The organism is Arthrobacter sp. GMC3 (assembly GCF_002929305.1).
Classification (GTDB): Bacteria; Actinomycetota; Actinomycetes; order Actinomycetales; family Micrococcaceae; genus Specibacter.
In genome coordinates this window covers 14,143-33,991 of record NZ_PJIO01000008.1, presented here as the reverse complement: position 1 = coordinate 33,991, position 19,849 = coordinate 14,143, and the positions used below count along the sequence as shown (strand labels likewise).

Sequence of the window (19,849 nt, the reverse complement as noted above, 5' to 3'; positions counted from 1 at the left end):
TAGCAAGGCGTGCTGGCGCCGGAGTAAACTGAAAACCAGTCCCGGCATTCACTTCACGAATTCCGGGCTTTCGTGTTGTTCCCTGCACGGGGAAAATGTTCGCCAGTAAGGTCGCGCTCAGGCGCTGAGGAGAGAAACACCCATGAGTCTAGACGGTTTGCGTTCTGCCCTGGCCGAGGATCCCCTCTTTGCAAGAGTGCGCGGCTACGCCGCTATCGACGCCGCGACCCGCAGCACAGACCTGCAGTTCAGCGCCCCCGCCGGCATGCGCGCGGTGCTGCTGGCAGAGGTCGCCGATGGACTCACCGACGCCGGCGGCGCGCCCGGGCACACCGGCGTCGTGCTTGCCATTACTGCTACGGGGCGCGAGGCCGAGGACACAGTGGCCGCCCTGCGGTCCTACCTCCCCGCCGATACGGTGGCCGAGTTCCCCAGCTGGGAGACCCTGCCCCACGAACGGCTGTCACCCCGCTCCGACACCGTGGGCCGCAGGCTTGCCGTATTGCGCCGACTGGCCCACCCCGAGTACGACGCCGGGAACCACCTTCGCGTGGTGGTGGCACCCATCAGGGCTGTGGTGCAGCCGATCGTGGCGGGACTGGGCGAGCTGGTTCCGGTTCGCGTGAAAGTCGGGGAAGAGGTTGGCTTCACCGAACTGGTCAAACAGCTGGCAGACGCCGCCTACGCCCGGGTTGACATGGTGACGCACCGTGGCGAATTTGCCGTACGCGGCGGCATCCTGGACGTCTTCCCGCCCACCGAGGACCACCCGTTGCGGATCGAGTTCTTCGGCGATGAGGTCGATGCAATGCGCTGGTTCTCCATCGCGGACCAGCGCTCGCTGACCTCGGTGAAGGGCGAGATTTCCCACCCCACCGAGCTTTATGCGCCACCATGCCGGGAAATTCTGATTACCCCCACCGTCATGGGCAGGGCCGCAAAACTGAAGAACTCAATGCCCTCAGCCGCTGCCATGCTAGAAAAGATTGCCGGCGGCATCGCTGTGGAAGGCATGGAATCCCTGGCCCCCGCCCTGGTGGATGGCATGGTGGCCCTGACGTCGCTGTTCCCCTCCGGCTCCCTGGCTGTGGTGCTGGAACCGGAAAAAGTGCGGGCCCGCGCCCACGACCTGGAATCCACCAACGAGGAGTTCCTGGAGGCCGCCTGGTCCACCGCGTCCGACGGCGGCACCGCACCCCTGGACCTGGCCTCCTCCGATTTGGCCGCCCATGGCATTGACCTGGCTGCTGGCGGCTTCAAGTCGCTGGCGCAAACCCGTGATGGGGCCCTGTCCGATGGTGTGGGCTGGTGGTCCATCAACTCCCTGGCGCAGGATGAGGAATTGCTGCCCGAACTGGACGTGGTGAACCTGCACGCCCGCGAACCCCGCGGCTACCGCGGCGATGTGGCCGAAATGATGGAATTCATTGGCTCCCGGGTGAAAGAGCAGTGGCGTGTGGTGGTGGCCACCGAGGGCCCTGGCCCGGCCCAGCGCCTGGCGGAACTTTTCCACGAAGCCAACATCCCGGCGTCGCGCGTGGAATCCTTGGATGCGAAGCCACAGCCCGGCATCATCGAGGTGACCACGGCCGACGTCGGACGCGGTTTTGTGCTTGATTCGCTGAAGTTGGGACTGCTGACGGAGGCCGACCTTCTGGGAAGGGCGTCCGCCGTCTCCACTAAGGACATGCGCAAGCTCCCCTCCAAACGCCGGAACGTGGTGGACCCACTCCAGCTGCGGGCCGACGACTACGTGGTCCACGAACAGCACGGTGTGGGCAAGTTCGTGGAGCTGATTCAGCGCAAGGTTGCCGGGGCTGGTGTGGGTGGGGCTGTTGGCCTGCGCGAATATCTGGTGCTCGAGTATGCGCCGTCCAAGCGTGGTGCGCCCGGGGACAGGCTTTTTGTGCCCACCGACCAGCTCGATCAGGTGACGGCCTATGTGGGCGGTGACTCGCCAGCGCTCTCGAAGATGGGTGGCTCCGATTGGGCGGCCACCAAGAGCAAGGCCCGCAAGGCTGTTAAGGAGATTGCCGGTGAGCTGATCCGGCTTTATTCGGCGCGCATGGCGTCCAAGGGGTTTGCGTTTGGGCCCGACACGCCGTGGCAAGCCGAATTGGAGGAGGCGTTTCCCTATGTGGAAACTCCGGACCAGCTGGTGGCCATCAACGAGGTCAAGGCCGACATGGAGAAGGAAGTTCCCATGGACCGGCTGATCTCCGGCGATGTGGGCTACGGCAAAACCGAGATCGCTGTGCGGGCCGCGTTCAAGGCTGTGCAGGACGGCAAGCAGGTAGCAGTTCTGGTGCCCACAACACTGCTGGCTCAACAGCACTATGAGACGTTCAACGAACGCTTCTCCGGGTTCCCGGTCCGTGTGGCCGCGCTGTCGCGCTTCCAGACCGCGAAGGAATCCAAGGAGATCATGGAGGGCGTGCGGACAGGTTCCGTGGACGTGGTCATTGGAACGCACCGGCTGCTGTCGAAGGACTTTGGGTTCAAGGACCTGGGCCTGGTGATCGTGGATGAGGAGCAGCGCTTTGGTGTGGAGCACAAGGAAGCGCTGAAGAAGATGCGCACCAACGTTGACGTGCTGGCCATGAGCGCCACGCCCATTCCACGCACGCTGGAAATGTCGATGACGGGCATCCGGGAAACGTCCACGCTGGCCACCCCGCCTGAGGAACGCCACCCCGTGCTGACCTATGTGGGCGGTTACACCGACAAGCAGGTGGGTGCCGCCATCCGGCGCGAGCTCATGCGTGAGGGCCAGGTTTTTTACGTGCACAACCGGGTTAAATCGATTGAGCGCACGGCCGCGCACATTCAACAGCTGGTGCCGGACGCCCGCGTGGCCGTGGCCCACGGCCAGATGAGCGAGTCCCGGCTGGAGCAGATCATTGTTGACTTCTGGGAGAAGCGTTTCGACGTGCTGGTGTGCACCACCATCATCGAAACCGGCCTGGACATCTCCAACGCCAACACTCTGATCGTGGAACAAGCCAACAACTACGGACTCTCACAGCTGCACCAGCTGCGCGGACGCGTGGGACGTGGCCGCGAACGCGCCTACGCCTACTTCCTGTACCCGGCGGACAAGCCCCTTGGTGAGGTAGCCCTGGAACGCCTCAAGGCCGTTGCCACGCACAACGAACTCGGCGCCGGCATGGCGCTGGCCATGAAGGACCTCGAGATCCGAGGTGCCGGCAACCTGCTGGGCGGGGAGCAATCCGGCCACATCCAGGGCGTCGGTTTTGACCTGTACATCCGCCTGGTAGGCGAGGCCGTGGCCGAATACCGTGGTGACGGCGAGGAACGCGCCGCCGAGATGAAGATCGAGCTTCCTGTCAACGCCCACCTGCCGCACGACTACGTGCCGGGGGAGCGCTTGCGTCTTGAGGCTTACCGGAAACTTGCCGCCGCCACCACGCTCACGGAGATCGACGACGTCGTTGCCGAGCTGGTAGACAGATACGGTGAGCTGCCTCCCGCCGCCGTGAACCTGATTGCCGTGGCCCGCTTCAAGGTCCATGCCAGGGCGGCTGGGCTCACGGATGTGGCGTTGCAGGGCAACTTCATCAAGTTCGCCCCGGCCGAGCTGCCCGAGTCCAAGGAGATGCGCCTGAACCGCATGTACCCCGGCTCGTTGGTGAAGCCTGCCCTGAACTCGATCCTGATCCCCAAGCCGAAGACCGCCAGGATCGGCGGCCGGGACTTGGCCGACGCCGAGGTTCTCACCTGGGCGCAGGGCGTTCTGGAGGCTATTTTCGAGACGGCCCCGGCGCCGTCGGCCTAGCTATAAACAAAAGAAAGTCCTGCGGTAAATGACTGATCATTTACCGCAGGACTTTCTTTTGGCCGGGCTTACTCGCCGGCGGAGTTGGAGCGTCCGATCCACGTCAGGGGGATCACCAGGGACAAGAAAACCAGGCCAAGGCCGATGGCGCCGGGCACAAAGGCGTGGGCAAAGCTTTCCAGGCTCCAGAAGGACATGGCGAAGATGCCACCCAGGAACAGGGCAAAGAAAATGACGAACATGATGATTGACTGGACAAGATTATTCTCGCCGCGGTAGCCGTTGTTGGACACAGGTCCTCCTCACCCCAAAACGGGGAACTGGATGGGTGCGCCTTGGGGTCCGGCGCTCTTATCTACCCACGATCCTAGTACGTTTTAGTATGAAGCCGTGCCTTGAGCGCCAGTGACGATGGCAACGCCGGAACTGGTGCCGATGCGGGTTGCCCCGGCCTCGATCATTTGCAGGGCAGCTTCCAGTGTGCGGACCCCGCCGGAGGCCTTCACGCCAAGGGTGGGGCCTACAGTTTGGCGCATCAGGGCAACGTCTGAGGCGGTGGCGCCGCCGCCGTTGAAGCCCGTGGAGGTCTTCACATAGTCGGCGCCGGCTTCAACTGCGGCCTGGCAGGCCAGTACCTTTTCCGCGTCGCTGAGCAACGATGTTTCGATGATGACCTTCAGCAGGGAATCTTCGCCATGAACAACCTCGGCAACGGCGGAAATGTCGCTGATGAGCGACTCCTTGTCCAGGGCGCGTGCGGCGGCAATGTTGATGACCATGTCGATCTCGTCGGCGCCGTCCATGGTGGCGCCGCGTGCCTCAAAAACCTTGACGTCGGTGTTGTGGGCGCCCAAGGGGAAACCAATGACGGTGCAGGTGAGAACGCCAGTGCCGCGCAACGCCAGCTTGGCCGTTTCCACCCACACCGGGTTCACGCAAACGGATTTGAAGTGGTGCTGCGCGGCTTCCTGGCACAGGCGCAGGATGTCCGCGCGGGACGCTTCGGGCTTCAACAACGTGTGGTCGATGAAAGCGGCGAGTTCGGGATGGGCGTCCTGGGGTGTGGTGCGCTCAGTCATGGTGGGCCTTTCTTGGTCCGATGAATCGTTAGATATTATGGTGCCACAGTGGCTCGGCTCATGCGTCGATACCCAGGGCCACCTTCAGATCGTGTGCCACGGCAGCCAATGCCTTCTGGGCTGTGGCCTTGGCGGCGGTCAGAGCCTTGCGGTCCGCGACAGGTACCAAGACTTCCACATAGCACTTCAACTTCGGCTCCGTGCCGCTGGGGCGCACGATGACTCGCGTTGCGTCCTCGGTCAAAAATAGCAGGCCGTCGGTGGCCGGCAGCTCGGGCGTCCCCTCCGACAGATCGGTGAATTGAACCACTGTGGAGCCGGCGAATTCGGTGGGAGGGTTTCGCCGCAACCCCGCCATGAGCGTTTCCAGGGTAGGCAGGCTGGTGACCCTTACGCTCATCTGGTCGCTGGCATGAAGTCCGTGGGCCATGGCCAAGTCATCCAGGGCGTCGAAAAGCGTGAGCCCTTGGGCTTTCTGATCGGCGGCCATTTCGGCGATCAGCAGTCCAGCGGAAATGCCGTCCTTGTCTCGCACCAGGTCAGGGGCGACGCAGTAGCCCAGAGCCTCCTCGTAGCCGTAGCTCAGGTTGGGGACCCGGGAAATCCACTTGAAGCCCGTCAGGGTTTGTACATGGTTGAACCCGGCAGAGGCGGCAATCTTGGCCAGCAGCCGCGAGGAGACAATAGAGTTGGCGAACACCGGCGGCACTGTTGCGGTGTCCGTCGTTGAATGTCCTGCCTTACCCAATCGGGTTGCGAGGTGTGCGCCGAGCAAAGCGCCTACCTCGTCGCCGTGAAGCTTTCGCCACAGGCCGGTGCTAGGGTCCAAGGCGCCCACGGCTGCGCGGTCGGCGTCGGGATCATTAGCCAGGACGACGTCGGCACCCACCGCGTGTGCCAGGGCGAACGACAGGTCCATGGCCCCGGGTTCTTCGGGGTTGGGGAAAGATACCGTGGGGAAGTCCGGGTTGGGGGCGGATTGTTCCGGCACGGCGTGGATATCCGTGAATCCCGCCATGTGCAGCACGGCCAGCGCAGTTTCGTGGCCCACACCGTGCATGGAAGTGTGCACGATGCGCAGCTGTCGTTCAGGGAACGCGGCGGGATCGCGCAGCTGGCTTACCGCGCGGATGTAGTCCTCGGTCAGGTCTTTGCCAATGACGCTCCAGCCGCTGGTGGCGAGCGGGATGGCCGAGGTGTCGCCGGCGTCGGGGGTGGCCGATACCGCGTCGATGGCCGAGGCGATCAGGGCATCGTGAGGGGCTACGATCTGAACGCCGTTGGCTTCCGGTGCAACGGCCCGGGACCCTAGGTACACCTTGTAGCCGTTGTCCGCTGGCGGGTTGTGGCTGGCCGTCACCATGACCCCGGCCTCGCAGTGCAACGCCCGTACGGCGTAAGCAAGCACGGGAGTGGGCAAGGCGCTGGGCATAAGGAATGTTTGGATGCCGGCAGCGGTAAAGATGGCGGCCGTTTCTTGGGCAAAGATATCCGAGTTGTGGCGGGCATCAAAACCCACCACCGCCCTGGGAACGTAGGGGGATTCGGTACCGTTTCCCTGTGCCAGATTTAGCAGGTGGGCGGCCAGGCCTGCGGCGGCCCGACGCACCACCACCCGGTTCATCCGGTTGGGGCCCGGCCCCATGGCAGCGCGAAGGCCGGCCGTGCCGAATTGGAGGGTGGCCGCGAAGCTGTCCGCGAGCTCAGCCGCGGCCTCCGGATCGGCGGCCAGGGCCCGCAGCTGTGCAGCCGTTGCGGGGTCGGGGTCGTGGCTGGCCCACTGCCCGGCTGCGGCCTTCAGGGCTTCGGTTTCGAGTGCGGCGTTGGACTCGGAGCTGGTGTCATAAGAGTGTCTCACCAGATAAATGTAACCGCAGGAGGCCCAATATGCGCCGTGCAGGCCACGACGGTGGCGCATAACACTGTTGTGCACCGCCGTCGAAGTGGGCGTGGAGCAGAACGGCACGGGGCATTGAGCCCTCCACAAGGCGCGCCAAGACCGGGCTGTTCACAAAGGGAGAGAAGGGGCTGCGACCGATGCCGTTTTCGGTTCACTCTGGAATCATGAACTCACCAACCAGCGCAAAAATTGCCTCCGTTCCTACCGCAATTTCGAGGTTCGGCCCAGTTGCCCGGCAGCGCGATCTGCTGGCACTGGGGATCTCCACACGGCAAATCAGGATAGCCGTGCAGCAAGGATCCGTGATCCAGGTGGCGCGTGGCCACTACGCAGTGCCGGGCGTGAGCACCCAAGACATTTATCTAGCCAGGCATCAAGCTCAGCGGACGTGCCTGAGCAAGGTTTCGGAACTGGGTCTGTGGCAATTGCGCGAGCCGGAAAGCGTTCACGTGGCGGCTGCCCACGGCCGCCCGATTCCCGGGTGTGTGGTGCACAAACATTCTGGCGGGCAGACCCTGATGGGGATCCTGCGCCAGTGCGTGGCGTGTGGCACCGAGTTGGAAGGGCTCATCATCCTTGAATCGGCCGTGGTGGCAAAGATATGCACCATCAATGACCTTCAAAGCGAATTCACCAAGCGGGGCGACAATGCGGCACGCGCCTTGGTGGAGACCATCGATCCGCAATCGATGGCAATCACCGAAACTGCGGGCAGGTATCACCTGAAAAAGGCCGGGCACAACGTGCAGGGGCAGGCATATATTCGGGATGCCGGGCATCTGGATCTGCTGGTCGACGGCGTCCTCGGCATCGAAGCCGATGGGAAACGGTTCCACGACACCGAGAACGGTTGGAGGGAAGACCTGCGGCGGGACACCATGTACGTGCTTCGAGGCGTCTGGCGGCTACGGATTCCTGGCGAAGTGGTGCTCTACCATCCGGACGTCATGATGGCTTGGGTGTCACAGGCGCTGGCCATGATCCGTTCCACGCCGCGCTCGCGGTGACGGCGGCGCATAACACTGTTCTGCGCCACGCTCGACGCGGGCGCGGCGCAGAACCGGACGGTGTTACAGCTTCGCGAGGATGTCCGCCAGCAGCCGGGAGATCCGGGGCCCGGCGGCTTGGCCGGCCTCGATGACCTCGGCGTGGCTGAGCGGGGTGGGGCTGATTCCGGCCGCAAGGTTTGTCACCAGCGAGATGCCGAAGACTTCCATGCCGGCGGCCCGGGCTGCGATGGCCTCCAGTGCGGTGGACATTCCCACGAGGTCTGCACCGATCCGCTTGGCGTACTGCACCTCGGCCGGGGTTTCGTAGTGAGGTCCGGTAAATTGCGCGTATACGCCCTCGGCCAGCGACGGGTCCACTTCACGGGCCACCGCCCGCAGCCGCTGGGAGTACAGGTCGGTCAGGTCCACAAACGTGGCACCTTCCAACGGAGAAGCGGCCGTGAGGTTGATGTGGTCACTGATAAGAACTGGCGTACCCGGTGCCCACGACTCATTGAGCCCGCCGCAGCCGTTGGTCAGGACCAGGGTCTTGGCCCCGGACGCTGCCGCGGTGCGGACGCCATGGACTACGGCCCGCACACCCTTGCCCTCATAAAAATGAGTGCGGGCGCCAAGCACCAACACGTTCTTTCCGGCAGGGGTGCGGATGGAGGTCAGCGTGGCGGTATGGCCTACAACTGCGGGAGCGGAGAACCCTGGCACGTCGGCGGCGTTCACCACTGCAGTGACCTGGCCAATGAGCCCTGCGGCGTCACCCCAGCCGGAACCCAGTACTACTGCCAGATCGTGGCTGGGCACACCCGTGTGCTCGGCAATGTATTCGGCGGCCTCTCGGGCCAGCTCGGCGGGGTCAGTTACTGAAGGAAGATTATTCACGAATTCAACATACAGGCACGGGCCGCCCGCGTACACGCGAGGATAAGTTGGTGCCTAGCGCAAGCTAGGGAAGAATGAACAATTGTGACGAGCCAACAAGATGTCTTTCAGCCCTTTGCCCTTCCCAGCCTAGCCATCCTTGGTGGTGGGCCAGGCGGTTATGAAGCCGCCATGGTGGCCGCCTCGATGGGTGCGTCCGTGACCATTGTGGAGCGTGCCGGATTGGGTGGCGCGGCCGTCCTCACTGATGTGGTCCCCTCCAAGTCGCTGATCGCCGTGGCCGAGGCCATGAACCGCAGTGTCGATTCCACCGAGCTGGGTGTGAGCTTCGAAGCCGCAGAGGGCAACCCCAAAACCGTCATGCGTGCAGACCTCAAGCACATCAACGAACGAGTCATGCGCCTTGCCCGGGAACAGTCAACGGATATTCGCAACGGACTCGAGGCCGTGGGCGTGAAGATTGTGATTGGCACCGGCCGACTGTTGGATAACCGCACCATTGAAGTGGACCGCGGCGAGTCCAAGGAAATCATCAAGGCCGACGCCATCCTGGTCTCCGTGGGTGCCCACCCGCGCGAACTTGCCACGGCCCAGCCCGACGGCGAACGCATCCTGAACTGGACCCAGATCTACGATCTTGAAGAGCTGCCCGAGGAGCTCATTGTGGTGGGTTCCGGCGTCACCGGAGCCGAATTCGCCTCCGCCTTCAACGGCCTGGGCTCCAAGGTCACCCTGATTTCCAGCCGCGAGCAGGTGCTCCCGGGTGAGGATTCCGACGCCGCCGCCGTGCTGGAGGACGTCTTTGCCCGCCGCGGCCTACGCGTGCTGTCCAAGTCCCGTGCCGAGGCTGTGGAGCGCACGGCCGACGGCGTGGTTGTCACCCTGGGCGACGGCTCCAAGGTCACTGGATCGCACTGCCTGGTCTGTGTGGGTTCCATCCCGAACACCACAGACATTGGTTTGGAGGCTGCCGGGGTTGAGGTCACCTCCAGCGGCCACATCAAGGTTGACGGGGTCTCCCGCACCAGCGCGCCCAACGTATACGCGGCCGGTGACTGCACTGGCGTGTTTGCCCTAGCATCAGTGGCCGCCATGCAGGGCCGCATTGCGGTGGCCCACCTGGGCGGCGACGGTGTGCGCCCGCTGAAGCTGACACAGGTTTCCTCCAACATTTTCACGTCCCCCGAAATTGCCTCGGTGGGTGTCTCGGAAGCCGACCTGGCCTCCGGCAAGTACCAGGGCGACGTCATTAAGCTGTCCCTGCACACCAATGCGCGGGCCAAGATGCGCGGCGTCAATGACGGTTTCATCAAGATCATTGCGCGCAAGGGCTCAGGCACCGTCATTGGTGGCGTTGTGGTCGGCGCAGGCGCCTGTGAGCTGATCTTCCCGATCGCCCTGGCCGTCACGCAAAAGCTGCACGTGGACGACGTCGCCAACACCTTTACGGTGTACCCGTCGCTGTCGGGCTCTATCGCCGAAGCGGCCCGCCGCCTCCACACCCACATGTAACTCCCGCGCAGCGTGAAAAGGACCTTCGCCACTGGGGCGGAGGTCCTTTTTGCATCCCGCCCGCGGCGAAAATGTCCACATGGTGGCGGTCGCTGTCCAACAGGTGGACGCCTTGGGTAGGGTTGACGGGCATCACCGTGCACCGCCGTCGCCCTGTCTTGATGTACCGACGCCTGACAGGGCCCCTAGAGAAAGTCGCCACCATGAGCACTCCCCAAAAAGCGGAGACTGTGGAGATTCCACAAGCAAACAGTCGAGGCCGAGTCATTGTTGCCAGCCTCATTGGCACCACCGTCGAGTTCTACGACTTTTACGTGTATGCCACGGCGGCCGTGCTGGTCTTCCCATCACTCTTCTTCCCCAACGCCGAGGGCAGCATCGCCTTGCTGGCTTCCTTCGCGATCTTCGGGGTGGCGTTTATCGCCCGCCCCCTTGGTTCGATCGTGTTTGGGCATTTTGGCGACAAGGTGGGGCGCAAGGGAACCCTGGTGGCCTCCCTGCTGACCATGGGGATCGCGACCTTCCTGATTGGCTGCCTGCCGACGGCCCTGGTTCCGGGCTGGACGGTTTGGGCGCCGGCGCTGCTGGTGGTGTTCCGATTCGCGCAGGGCCTGGCTCTGGGTGGGGAATGGAGTGGCGCCGCGCTGCTGGCCACCGAAAATGCGCCGGCAGGAAAGCGCGCCATCTACGGCACATTCCCGCAGCTGGGTGCCCCCATCGGGTTCATCCTCGCCAACGGCATCTTCTTGGCGCTGAGCCTGGGATTGACCACCGAACAATTCACTGCCTGGGGCTGGCGCATTCCGTTCCTGCTCAGCGCGGTCATGGTCATCGTCGGCCTTTATGTTCGCCTGAAGCTGGTGGAAACCCCGGCTTTCCAGAAGGTCATCGACCAGGGTGAAGTGTCCAAGCTCCCCGTGGGCCGCGTCTTTAAGACCAGCTGGCGCCCACTGATCCTGGGTACCTTCGTCATGCTCGCAACGTACGTGCTGTTCTACCTGATGACGACGTTCACGCTGTCCTACGGCACGGCGCCAGCCACGATTGAGGCTGCCAAGGCCAAGGCTGTAGCCGCCGGTAAACCCATGAGTGCCGACGCCATTGCCAGCTGGGTTCCCGGGCTGGGCTACACGCGCAACGAATTCCTGGTCATGCTGATTGTGGGTGTGGTGTTCTTCGGCATCTTCACGCTGGTCTCGGGCCCGTTGGCGGAAAAGTTTGGACGCCGCAAGACATTGCTTTGGGTGACGGGCGGCATCATCGCCTTCGGCCTGCTCTTCGTGCCGCTCCTCGGTGGTGGCCTGGTTGGCGTCATGGCCCTGCTCATCGTTGGCTTCACCCTAATGGGCCTGACGTTCGGCCCGATGGGTGCACTGCTGCCAGAGCTCTTCCCCACCAACGTGAGGTACACCGGCTCGGCTATCAGCTACAACATGGCCAGTATCCTCGGCGCTGCCGTGGCGCCCTTCATTGCCGTGGCCCTGTGGCAGGCCGCCAATGGCAGCCCCATCCTGGTCGGTGTGTACCTATCTGTTATGGCGGTGCTGACCTTGGTTGCCCTGCTCATCATGAAGGAAACTCGAGATCTGGACTACAACTCCAACGTCAGCTGATCCCCACGCCCTCCCCAATATAGCTCGCTAGAGCGAGCCGTATTGGGGCCCCTCGGGCGCGCGGGCCCAATCGCCCTCCCTACAAAAGAACGCTAGAGCGAGCCATATTGGGGCCCCTCGGGCGCGTGGGCCCAAACGCCCTACCCAAAAAAGCTCGCTGGAGCGAGCCATATTGGGGCCCCTCGGGCGCGTGGGCCCATGTAAAAAAGGCCTCCCGGACCACTGGTCCGGGAGGCCTTTTTGGCGATGCGGGTGGGGACTAGTCCTCGATGGTGGCCAACACGGCGCCGGCCGAGACGGTATCCCCGGCGGCGGCGCTGAGCCCCGTGACAGTTCCAGCACGGTGCGCCGTGAGCGGCTGCTCCATTTTCATGGCTTCCAGGACCACAATCAGGTCACCCTCGGCCACGACGTCGCCGTCGGCCACGGCAACCTTGACGATAGTGCCCTGCATGGGGGAGGTGAGCGCGTTGCCATTGGCGGCAGCCGGAGCCCCGCTGCGGCCACGAGCTGCCTTCTTCGCCTTCTTAGCGCCTGCCGGGCTGGAGCCGTTGCCCACGGACAGCGACGCCGGGAGCGTCACCTCAAGCCGCTTACCGCCAACCTCGACGGTCACGCTTTGGCGAGTGCCGGCGTCGTCCGAGGTCCCGGCGGCCGTTGATGGGTCAAAAGCGGGGATGGTGTTGTTGAACTCGGTTTCGATCCAGCGAGTGTGGATGGTGAAGGGTGAGTCGTCGACGGGGGCGAACGCGGGGTCCACCACCACTGCGCGGTGGAAGGGGAGCACTGTGGGCATGCCCCCGATTTCCATTTCCGACAGGGCGCGGCTGGCGCGCTGCAGGGCCTGGCGGCGGGTGGAACCGGTGACGATCAACTTGGCCAGCATGGAGTCGAAGTTCCCGCCAATGACCTCACCGGCCACGATCCCGGAGTCGACGCGCACGCCGGGGCCGGAGGGGAGGGCGATGCTGGTCACGGTGCCGGGGGCTGGCATGAAGCCGCGGCCGGCGTCCTCCCCGTTGATGCGGAACTCGAAGGAGTGGCCGCGGACTTCGGGGTCGCCGTAGCCGAGTTCCTCGCCGCGGGCAATGCGGAACTGCTCGCGGACCAGGTCGATCCCGGTGACTTCCTCGGAGATGGTGTGCTCCACCTGCAGGCGTGTGTTGACCTCCAGGAAGGAGATTGTGCCGTCGGTGCCCACCAGGAACTCGCAGGTGCCGGCGCCTTGGTAGTTGGCCTCGATCAGGATCGCCTTGGAGGCGGCGTACAGCTGGGCGTTTTGCGCCTCGGTCAGGAACGGGGCTGGGGCCTCTTCAACCAGTTTTTGGTTGCGGCGCTGCAGCGAGCAATCCCTGGTCGAGACGACGACGACGTTGCCCGCCGCATCTGCCAGGCACTGGGTTTCCACGTGGCGGGGTGCGTCGAGGAAGCGTTCCACGAAGCACTCGCCGCGGCCAAAGGCTGCGACGGCCTCGCGGACTGCGGACTCATACAGTTCGGGGATTTCCTCGCGGCTGCGGACCACCTTGATGCCACGCCCGCCGCCGCCGTAGGCTGCCTTGATGGCCAGCGGCAGGCCGAACTCGTCGGCAAAGTCGAGAACTTCTTGCGTGGACGCCACGGGGTTCTTTGTACCGGGAACCAGCGGCGCGCCAACCTTTTCGGCAATGTGGCGGGCCTGGACTTTATCGCCCAGTGCTGCGATGGAGGCGGCCGAGGGGCCGATCCAGGTCAGTCCGGCGTCGACCACTTTTTGGGCGAACTCTGCGTTTTCGGCCAGGAAGCCGTAACCCGGGTGGATGGCGTCGGCACCGGAGCGCTTCGCGGCATCCAGGATCTTCTCCATCACCAGGTAGGAGTCTGCGGCCGTGGTGCCGCCCAGGGCGAAAGCCTCATCGGCCATGCGCACATGCAGGGCGTCCCTATCGGGTTCCGCGTACACAGCCACGGAGGCAATGCCCTCGTCGCGGGCCGCCCGGATGATACGGACGGCAATTTCGCCGCGGTTGGCGATCAGGACTTTGGTGAGCTGGTTTGCACCGGCGGGCTGTGAGTTGGTCACACGAGACTCCTTCTATTCTCCAGTGAGCCTAGCGCGATTGTGAGGGTTTAGCCCACACATGATGCTGTTTCGGCGTGTGAAGCCGGCTTCTTTTGTGGGGTTCCTACAAAATCTACCTCTAGGGGGCCGAAGCGTCGCCGGCGATCCGCCGCAGGGTGTCCAGATGACTGGTCCAAGCGGTTTTCCCTGCGGCGGTGAGTTTGACCGAGGTTCGGGGAAACTTGCCCACAAAGGCTTTTTTGATCTCCACAAACCCTGCCTTTTCAAGCGTTGAGAGCTGCTTGCTGAGGACGGAATCGCTGACCTGGATGGTGTTGCGCAGGTCCTTGAAGTCTGTGGTCTCCGCGTGGGCCAGTGCCGCTGTGATGGAAAACCGCACCGGTTGATGCAGGATCTCGCTCAATTCATGGCGGGGGTGCTGGCCCTGCTCCACTGCTGGGTCGGGGCTCATGCGCGCAGCTCACGGAACGCTGCGGCCAGTCCGACGGCGGCGAGGACGACTGCTGCTGACAGGTAGTACGCCAGATTGCCGTTCGGAAAACCGTACGCGCCGACGAAGATGGCAATCACGTAGAGGCCCATGTATGCCGCGAGCGAGGTGCCGAAGCGCTTCGAGAATCCGGCCTTGGTGGTGCGGTGCATCAACGACCAGGTTGAGCCGGTAACGGCAAACCAGACCCCCGCCGTGATGGCCAGCAGAGGGGCGCCGTAGCCGGTGTGGGCGACGATCTGGAAACCGATCATGAGCATGGAGCCAAGGATGGCGAAGGAGTTGAACACCATGGCGGTGGGCCAGCCCGCTGAGCTGATGGCTTTCGCGCCGATGTCCTGCGCCTTGGCGAGGAGTTCCTGCGCTTCTGCAGCGGACGGGGTGCTGTTGTGCTGACTCATTTTGGTGCCTCTCGCTGATGTTTTTGTGGAACGATGATGACATCAGTGTATGAAAGTACTTTCCATTGCGTCAAGTAGTTTCCGAAGAACAGTTTCTTATGCGTGCGACGGAGTGTGGAGGATGGCGCAGCGCGGTCACTGGCGCAGTCCAGGGTGGCTGCCATTGCGCATAGGGAAAGTACCGGTCCGCTATGCGCAGAGCTAGCCGAAGGTACCGCGCATAGCGGATTGACTTCAGAGGCTAGGCCCACAGTGCGGTGATAGACACCCCGGTTTTAGCCAGCAGCCGGCGCAAGGTGGAAATGGACAGTCCAACAACTGTGTGCGGATCGCCATCGACGCCAGTGATGAACGCCCCTGCGAGGCCATCGATTGTGAAGCCACCGGCAACCTGCAGTGGCTCGCCAGTGGCCACATAGGTGTCAATCTCGGCGTCGGAGACGTCCTCAAAGTGCACCACTGCGCTGGTCACTTCCCCGTGCGCGACAGCCTCGCCGGAGGTGGCGTTGATCAGCCAGTGCCCGGTATGAAGCACCCCAGACTTGCCACGCATCAACTGCCAGCGTTCGCGGGCGACGTCGGCCTCCCAGGGCTTGCCATATGGCTCACCACCAAATTCAAAAACGGAATCACAACCCAGCACAAGGGAGCAGGCGACACCTCTGGCAACGGACTCGGCCTTGGCGCGGGCCAGCAGGAGCGCGGTCTCAGCAGGGCTGACGGGGCCAGCGGCGGCCGTGACGGCGTCCTCGTCAACGTCCGAGACCAGGATGCTGTGCCGGATTCCGGCGTCGGAGAGCAATTTGGTGCGGGAGGGGGAGGCGGAGGCAAGGATGAGCGAGGCTGGGGAGGTCATGCACCAAGCCTAGACGGCGCACAGCGGCCAGCCCGCTCCCTGGCCTGGCTTCGCTCGCCCGGGCCCCTCGCGCTAGCCTTAGTCGATGCAGAGAACTTTTGAGGAACTCGTTACCGAGGCAACCACCGTTTCAGTGGATGGCTGGGATTTTTCCTGGTTGGATGGTCGGGCGCTGGAAGAGCGGCCGCCGTGGGGCTACCAGGGCGTCATGGCGGCCCGGATGGCAGCCGCCACAGCGTCGCTGGACCTGCAGACCGGCGGGGGAGAGTTTCTGGCTGGGGCATCGGTGATTCCACACTTGGCTGTGGCAACCGAGGCCTGGCCGCCCAACCTGCCAGTGGCGACCGCCCGTTTGCACCCCTTAGGCATTGTGGTGGTTTCGGACAATGACGAGCCGCCACTGCCGTTTGCAGACGACGCATTTGACCTGGTCACCAGCCGTCACCCCGTCAAGGCATGGTGGGATGAGATCTACCGCGTCCTGGCGCCCGGTGGCACTTATGTCTCCCAGCAGGTGGGTCCTGCGAGTGTCTTTGAACTCGTGGAATTCTTCCTCGGCCCCCAGCCTGAACATGTGCGCCGGGGCCGGCACTGGGACGACGCCGTCACTGATGCAACCGCTGCCGGACTGGAAGTTCTCGGTCTTCAAACGGCTTCCCTGCGAACAGAGTTCTACGACATTGGTGCAGTCATCTACTTCCTGCGCAAGGTCATTTGGATGGTTCCCGGATTCTCGGTTGCAGAGTACGAGGGCAAGCTGCGTGAACTTCACGCGATCATTGAACGCGACGGCAAGTTCAGCGCCACCACCACGCGTTTCTTGATCGAGGCCCGCAAGCCGTAACACTTTTCAAGCGCGAGGGTGCAGAGGCACAGCTTTTGGCGGGCACATCTAATGCGATGACGCATCGTCTATGAACGACACCTTGGCCACATATTGACGATACATTTCCACCGCATTATCGATGGGCAGGTGCCCGAATTGCAGGGCGGACTCGAGTCCGTCCAGTTCCGCGCTGCAGGCCTCGGCCGCTGATACTTGCTGCGCAAGCGAGTGCGAATTAGCCAGATTGGTGGCCAACGCCGCTGCCAGGGACAAGATCACCGCTGCCAGGCACAGAACGCGCCAGACGGTTGAGTCATCACGCAAGGAAAAGATGCCCTGCACGGCGCCGGTGAACCTGGTTCCACCGACGGCAGGCCCCAGAGTCAGGACAGCTGCGAGAGCACTGCCGACAATGCTGATGTTGGTGAGCCGGTTCCTGCGGGGCCGGGCCGTGCGCAGAAATGCCAGGACGCTGGCCCTGCGTTGATGAATGCGTGCACTGAGGTCCTGGCGGGCCTGCGGGTCTTCAGTCACAACATTTCCTCCCTCTGCCTTTGGCGGGGTCGTCACCCTTCATTCTGGCAGCCAGCGAGGCGGGTGTACATGGCCGACGCCGGAGGTGGTGTGGTGGCCGGAAAACTGGGCAGAACCGGCCATGATGCGTCCCTAAAAGCCAAAGGTGCGGCGCATGTTGTCCTGAAACAACATGCGCCGCACCTCAGAGCAGAAAGGCCTTGTCCGCTACTTGGCGGCCACCTTTTCGGTATCCGCTTCAGCCTCAGGGCGGTTCTGAGTCTCGGCCATGGTGCTCAACTTTGCCCCCTCCACATCCACGTCAGGCAGGATTTTATCCAGCCATTTCGGGATCCACCAGGCAGATTTGCCCAGCAGGTGCATGGCGGCGGGGATGATGGTCATACGGACCACAAAAGCGTCGATGAGAACACCGAAGGCCAGAGCGAATCCAAGCGGACGCACCATGGTTAGATGGGAGAAAATGAACCCGGAGAAAACACTTGTCATGATGATCGCCGCGGCCGTGACCACGGGTGCCGCATGTTTGAAACCGGTGCGCACTGCCTGCTTCGCGTCCTGCCCGTGGACAAACGCCTCACGCATGCCGGAAGCGATAAACACCTGATAGTCCATGGCGAGCCCGAACAGCACGCCAATCAAAATGATGGGCAGGAAGCTGAGCACAGCTCCCGGATTGGCAACATCAAAAATGCCACCGAGCCAGCCCCATTGGTACACAGCCACCACGCCGCCAAAGGCAGCGACGAGTGAAAGGAGGAAACCGGCCGTAGCCAAAACTGGAACCAAAATTGAACGGAATACCAGGATCAAAAGGATCAGGGACAGTCCGACGACGATTGCCAGGTACGGCGGCAACGCCGCTCCCAGCTTGGCCGAGACATCAACGTTCGCCGCAGTCTGGCCCGTGAGCCCGATTCCGACGTTGAGGTCCGCCTGGATGGCTGTACCTTCGGCCCGAAGATCGTGGACCACCTGGACGGTGCTGGCGCTGGCCGGTCCTTCGGCCGGGATCACTTGGTAGACCGCGGTTCGGAAGTCCTTGCTAACAGTGACGGGAATTGCTGCCTTCACGTTGGGAACCTTACGCAACTGGTCGGCCACATCAAGGTTCAACGTGGTCGCCGTGGCCTGGTTCAGGCCGGCCGGCAGAGAGCCAACCACGATGATGGGCCCGTTCATGCCTTCACCAAAGTTCTCACCGGTGATGGTGTAGGCCTTGTAAGCGCTGGAGTCGACGGGTTCGGAGCCGCCGTCGGGCAGTGCCAGGCGCAAGCCGGCGGCAGGGATGGCGATGATGACCAAGGCAAGGACGGCCGTGACGAGTGAAATGACGGGGTGCTTGGTGACAAGCCCGCCCCAACCCTTGGCGCTGGCCTTGACCTCTTTGGCGCCGTCGGCGGCGGCACGATCGCTGGCTGACAAACCGGCCGTTTCGGCGTCGTGCTTGAGGTGTGCGGCCTCATTCTTCGCCCAGGTCCGCTTGGAAATCACCCTGCGGCCCATCAAGGACAGGATGGCGGGGGTCAGGGTCAGGGCAATGAGCACGGCGACGGCAACGGTTGCCGCCGCGGCAAGCCCAAGCACCGCCAGGAACGGCAACCCCGTGACGGACAGCGCCGCCAGGGCGATCACAACGGTCAATCCGGCAAACGTTACGGCGTTTCCGGACGTGCCGGTGGCCTTGGCAATGGACTCGCGCATCTCCATCCCGGACAGCAACTGTTGGCGGTGCCGGTTCACAATGAACAGGGAGTAATCAATGCCCACTGCCAGGCCCAGCATGAGGGCCAGCATGGGGGAGATGGAGGACATTTCAATGACACCGGTCAGGGCCATGGTGCCACCCACGCCGATACCTACGCCGACAACGGCCATCAGCAGCGGCAAGCCAGCCGCGATCAAGGTGCCCAACATGATGATCAGCACCGCCGCGGCAACCGCAATACCCAACACCTCGGCAATGCCGAAGAGGGAGGAGACGTCCTCCACGATTTCCTTGCTGTAGTTGACAGTTACACCGCTGCTATCCAGGGTGTTCAATTTGTCCTGAACCAACTGGCGGTTTGCCGGAGTCACGGCGTTCATGGACTCAGAGAACTGAATCTGCGCGATGGCGGCCTTGCCGTTGTCGGAGACAAACTTCAGCCCAGATGCGGCCTCGGCGGAACGCTGGCCAGTGGTGAGCTCGGCCTTCTTCGCGGCCAGTTCCTTCGCGGACGCGGCATATTGGGCTTCGCCTGCTGCCAGTTGGGCCTGGCCTGCTGCAAGAGTGGCCTTTTGGGCGTCAAGCTGGGCCTGCCCGGCGGCGAGTTGCGCAGATGCTGCAGCAGCCTCAGCGGAACCGGCAGGCAACCCTGCAACCTGGCCCGCTTGGGCATCAAGCTGGGCCTGTGCGGCGTCGAGCTGGGTTTGGGCGCCCGTGAGCTGGGCGCTGGTGGCGTCCAAGGTGGTCTTCCCCTGGGCCAGCTGTGCCTCACCAGCGGCCAGTTGCTGCGCGCCGTCGTCCAGCTTTGCCTTGGCCTGGGCCAGGGTTGCCTGCGTTACGAACGGGTCGATGACGCCCTTGACAGTCGGCACCGAGGTCACGGTAGCCAAGGCTGCGGAAATCGCCTTCTCCTGGGCGGGTGTGAACGGCTGGCCGTCGGTGCTGGTGAACACCACGGATCCGGTTCCCCCGGAGGCCTCTGGCAGGTCAGCCTGGAGCTTGTCCGCCATCTGCTGGGTCTCGGTGCCCGGAATCTGGAAGTTGTTGGACATGGGGCCCATGAAAAGTGCGGCGGCGCCGCCCACCATGCCAATGATCACGGCCCACGCAGCGATCACCAACCATGCGCGGCGGGCCGAAAAGCGGCCGAGTCGATAAAGCCAAAGAGCCATGATGCGTCCTTATT

The 19,849-nt window shown here is 63.4% G+C and carries 15 protein-coding genes; 5 read left to right on the top strand and 10 right to left on the bottom strand.

Annotation, left to right across the window (positions count from 1 at the left end):
* Window positions 1-142 precede the first annotated feature (142 nt).
* A complete protein-coding gene (gene mfd, locus CXQ94_RS13675) occupies window positions 143-3,796 on the top strand; it encodes a transcription-repair coupling factor (protein ID WP_104091133.1) in 3,654 nt (1,217 codons plus the stop codon).
* A 68-nt stretch (window positions 3,797-3,864) separates the two neighbouring features.
* Here the strand turns inward: mfd and CXQ94_RS13670 are convergent, their stop codons facing one another.
* The 3 genes from CXQ94_RS13670 to CXQ94_RS13660 all read right to left on the bottom strand — a co-directional run bounded on the left by CXQ94_RS13670 (window position 3,865) and on the right by CXQ94_RS13660 (window position 6,676).
* Window positions 3,865-4,089 carry a hypothetical protein gene (locus tag CXQ94_RS13670; protein ID WP_104091132.1) on the bottom strand — a complete coding sequence of 75 codons (225 nt, stop codon included), beginning with the start codon at window positions 4,087-4,089 and terminating at the stop codon, window positions 3,865-3,867.
* An 84-nt stretch (window positions 4,090-4,173) separates the two neighbouring features.
* Window positions 4,174-4,875: a deoxyribose-phosphate aldolase gene (deoC, locus tag CXQ94_RS13665; RefSeq protein WP_104091131.1), complete on the bottom strand. Its 702-nt coding sequence runs from the start codon at window positions 4,873-4,875 to the stop codon at window positions 4,174-4,176.
* 58 nt (window positions 4,876-4,933) lie between these two features.
* Entirely contained in the window at window positions 4,934-6,676 is a 1,743-nt protein-coding gene (locus tag CXQ94_RS13660) for a phospho-sugar mutase (RefSeq protein WP_258067097.1), read from the bottom strand.
* 263 nt (window positions 6,677-6,939) lie between these two features.
* On the opposite strand from CXQ94_RS13660, the gene CXQ94_RS13655 reads away from it, so the two are divergent.
* Window positions 6,940-7,782 carry a type IV toxin-antitoxin system AbiEi family antitoxin domain-containing protein gene (locus CXQ94_RS13655; protein ID WP_104091130.1) on the top strand — a complete coding sequence of 281 codons (843 nt, stop codon included), beginning with the start codon at window positions 6,940-6,942 and terminating at the stop codon, window positions 7,780-7,782.
* Window positions 7,783-7,845: 63 nt separating this feature from the next.
* On the opposite strand, the gene CXQ94_RS13650 is transcribed toward CXQ94_RS13655, so the two are convergent.
* Window positions 7,846-8,661, bottom strand: coding sequence for a purine-nucleoside phosphorylase (locus tag CXQ94_RS13650; RefSeq protein WP_104091293.1), 816 nt, complete (start codon window positions 8,659-8,661; stop codon window positions 7,846-7,848).
* An 84-nt stretch (window positions 8,662-8,745) separates the two neighbouring features.
* Between CXQ94_RS13650 and CXQ94_RS13645 the strand changes: the two genes are divergently transcribed.
* Window positions 8,746-10,173: an NAD(P)H-quinone dehydrogenase gene (locus tag CXQ94_RS13645; protein WP_104091129.1), complete on the top strand. Its 1,428-nt coding sequence runs from the start codon at window positions 8,746-8,748 to the stop codon at window positions 10,171-10,173.
* A 203-nt stretch (window positions 10,174-10,376) separates the two neighbouring features.
* Window positions 10,377-11,786 (top strand): MFS transporter, encoded by a 1,410-nt coding sequence (locus CXQ94_RS13640; RefSeq protein ID WP_104091128.1) that lies wholly within the window; start codon window positions 10,377-10,379, stop codon window positions 11,784-11,786.
* A 259-nt stretch (window positions 11,787-12,045) separates the two neighbouring features.
* Here the strand turns inward: CXQ94_RS13640 and CXQ94_RS13635 are convergent, their stop codons facing one another.
* The 4 genes from CXQ94_RS13635 to CXQ94_RS13620 form a co-directional block, all read right to left on the bottom strand.
* Window positions 12,046-13,848: a biotin carboxylase N-terminal domain-containing protein gene (locus tag CXQ94_RS13635; protein WP_104091127.1), complete on the bottom strand. Its 1,803-nt coding sequence runs from the start codon at window positions 13,846-13,848 to the stop codon at window positions 12,046-12,048.
* A gap of 118 nt (window positions 13,849-13,966) precedes the next feature.
* Entirely contained in the window at window positions 13,967-14,299 is a 333-nt protein-coding gene (locus tag CXQ94_RS13630; protein WP_104091126.1) for a transcriptional regulator, read from the bottom strand.
* Window positions 14,296-14,739 (bottom strand): hypothetical protein, encoded by a 444-nt coding sequence (locus CXQ94_RS13625; protein WP_104091125.1) that lies wholly within the window; start codon window positions 14,737-14,739, stop codon window positions 14,296-14,298. The genes CXQ94_RS13630 and CXQ94_RS13625 overlap by 4 nt, the downstream gene beginning before the upstream one ends.
* A gap of 241 nt (window positions 14,740-14,980) precedes the next feature.
* Window positions 14,981-15,595, bottom strand: coding sequence for a nucleoside triphosphate pyrophosphatase (locus CXQ94_RS13620; RefSeq protein ID WP_104091124.1), 615 nt, complete (start codon window positions 15,593-15,595; stop codon window positions 14,981-14,983).
* 85 nt (window positions 15,596-15,680) lie between these two features.
* Between CXQ94_RS13620 and CXQ94_RS13615 the strand changes: the two genes are divergently transcribed.
* Complete coding sequence (locus tag CXQ94_RS13615; RefSeq protein ID WP_104091123.1) at window positions 15,681-16,439, top strand: class I SAM-dependent methyltransferase; 759 nt, start codon at window positions 15,681-15,683, stop codon at window positions 16,437-16,439.
* A gap of 48 nt (window positions 16,440-16,487) precedes the next feature.
* Here CXQ94_RS13615 and CXQ94_RS13610 read toward each other — a convergent pair whose 3' ends face one another.
* Both CXQ94_RS13610 and CXQ94_RS13605 read right to left on the bottom strand, forming a co-directional pair.
* Window positions 16,488-16,955, bottom strand: coding sequence for a hypothetical protein (locus CXQ94_RS13610; RefSeq protein WP_104091122.1), 468 nt, complete (start codon window positions 16,953-16,955; stop codon window positions 16,488-16,490).
* Window positions 16,956-17,162: 207 nt separating this feature from the next.
* On the bottom strand, window positions 17,163-19,835 hold the full coding sequence (locus CXQ94_RS13605) for an MMPL family transporter (RefSeq protein ID WP_104091121.1): 2,673 nt from the start codon (window positions 19,833-19,835) through the stop codon (window positions 17,163-17,165).
* Between the last annotated feature and the right edge of the window lie 14 nt (window positions 19,836-19,849).

Coding starts and splice junctions, on each gene's coding strand:
- CXQ94_RS13605 (WP_104091121.1), bottom strand. CDS start 19,835: ATGGCTCTTTGGCTTTATCGACTCGGCCGCTTTTCGGCCCGCCGCGCA.
- CXQ94_RS13625 (WP_104091125.1), bottom strand. CDS start 14,739: ATGAGTCAGCACAACAGCACCCCGTCCGCTGCAGAAGCGCAGGAACTC.
- CXQ94_RS13620 (WP_104091124.1), bottom strand. CDS start 15,595: ATGACCTCCCCAGCCTCGCTCATCCTTGCCTCCGCCTCCCCCTCCCGC.
- CXQ94_RS13655 (WP_104091130.1), top strand. CDS start 6,940: ATGAACTCACCAACCAGCGCAAAAATTGCCTCCGTTCCTACCGCAATT.
- CXQ94_RS13630 (WP_104091126.1), bottom strand. CDS start 14,299: ATGAGCCCCGACCCAGCAGTGGAGCAGGGCCAGCACCCCCGCCATGAA.
- CXQ94_RS13615 (WP_104091123.1), top strand. CDS start 15,681: ATGCAGAGAACTTTTGAGGAACTCGTTACCGAGGCAACCACCGTTTCA.
- deoC (WP_104091131.1), bottom strand. CDS start 4,875: ATGACTGAGCGCACCACACCCCAGGACGCCCATCCCGAACTCGCCGCT.
- CXQ94_RS13640 (WP_104091128.1), top strand. CDS start 10,377: ATGAGCACTCCCCAAAAAGCGGAGACTGTGGAGATTCCACAAGCAAAC.
- mfd (WP_104091133.1), top strand. CDS start 143: ATGAGTCTAGACGGTTTGCGTTCTGCCCTGGCCGAGGATCCCCTCTTT.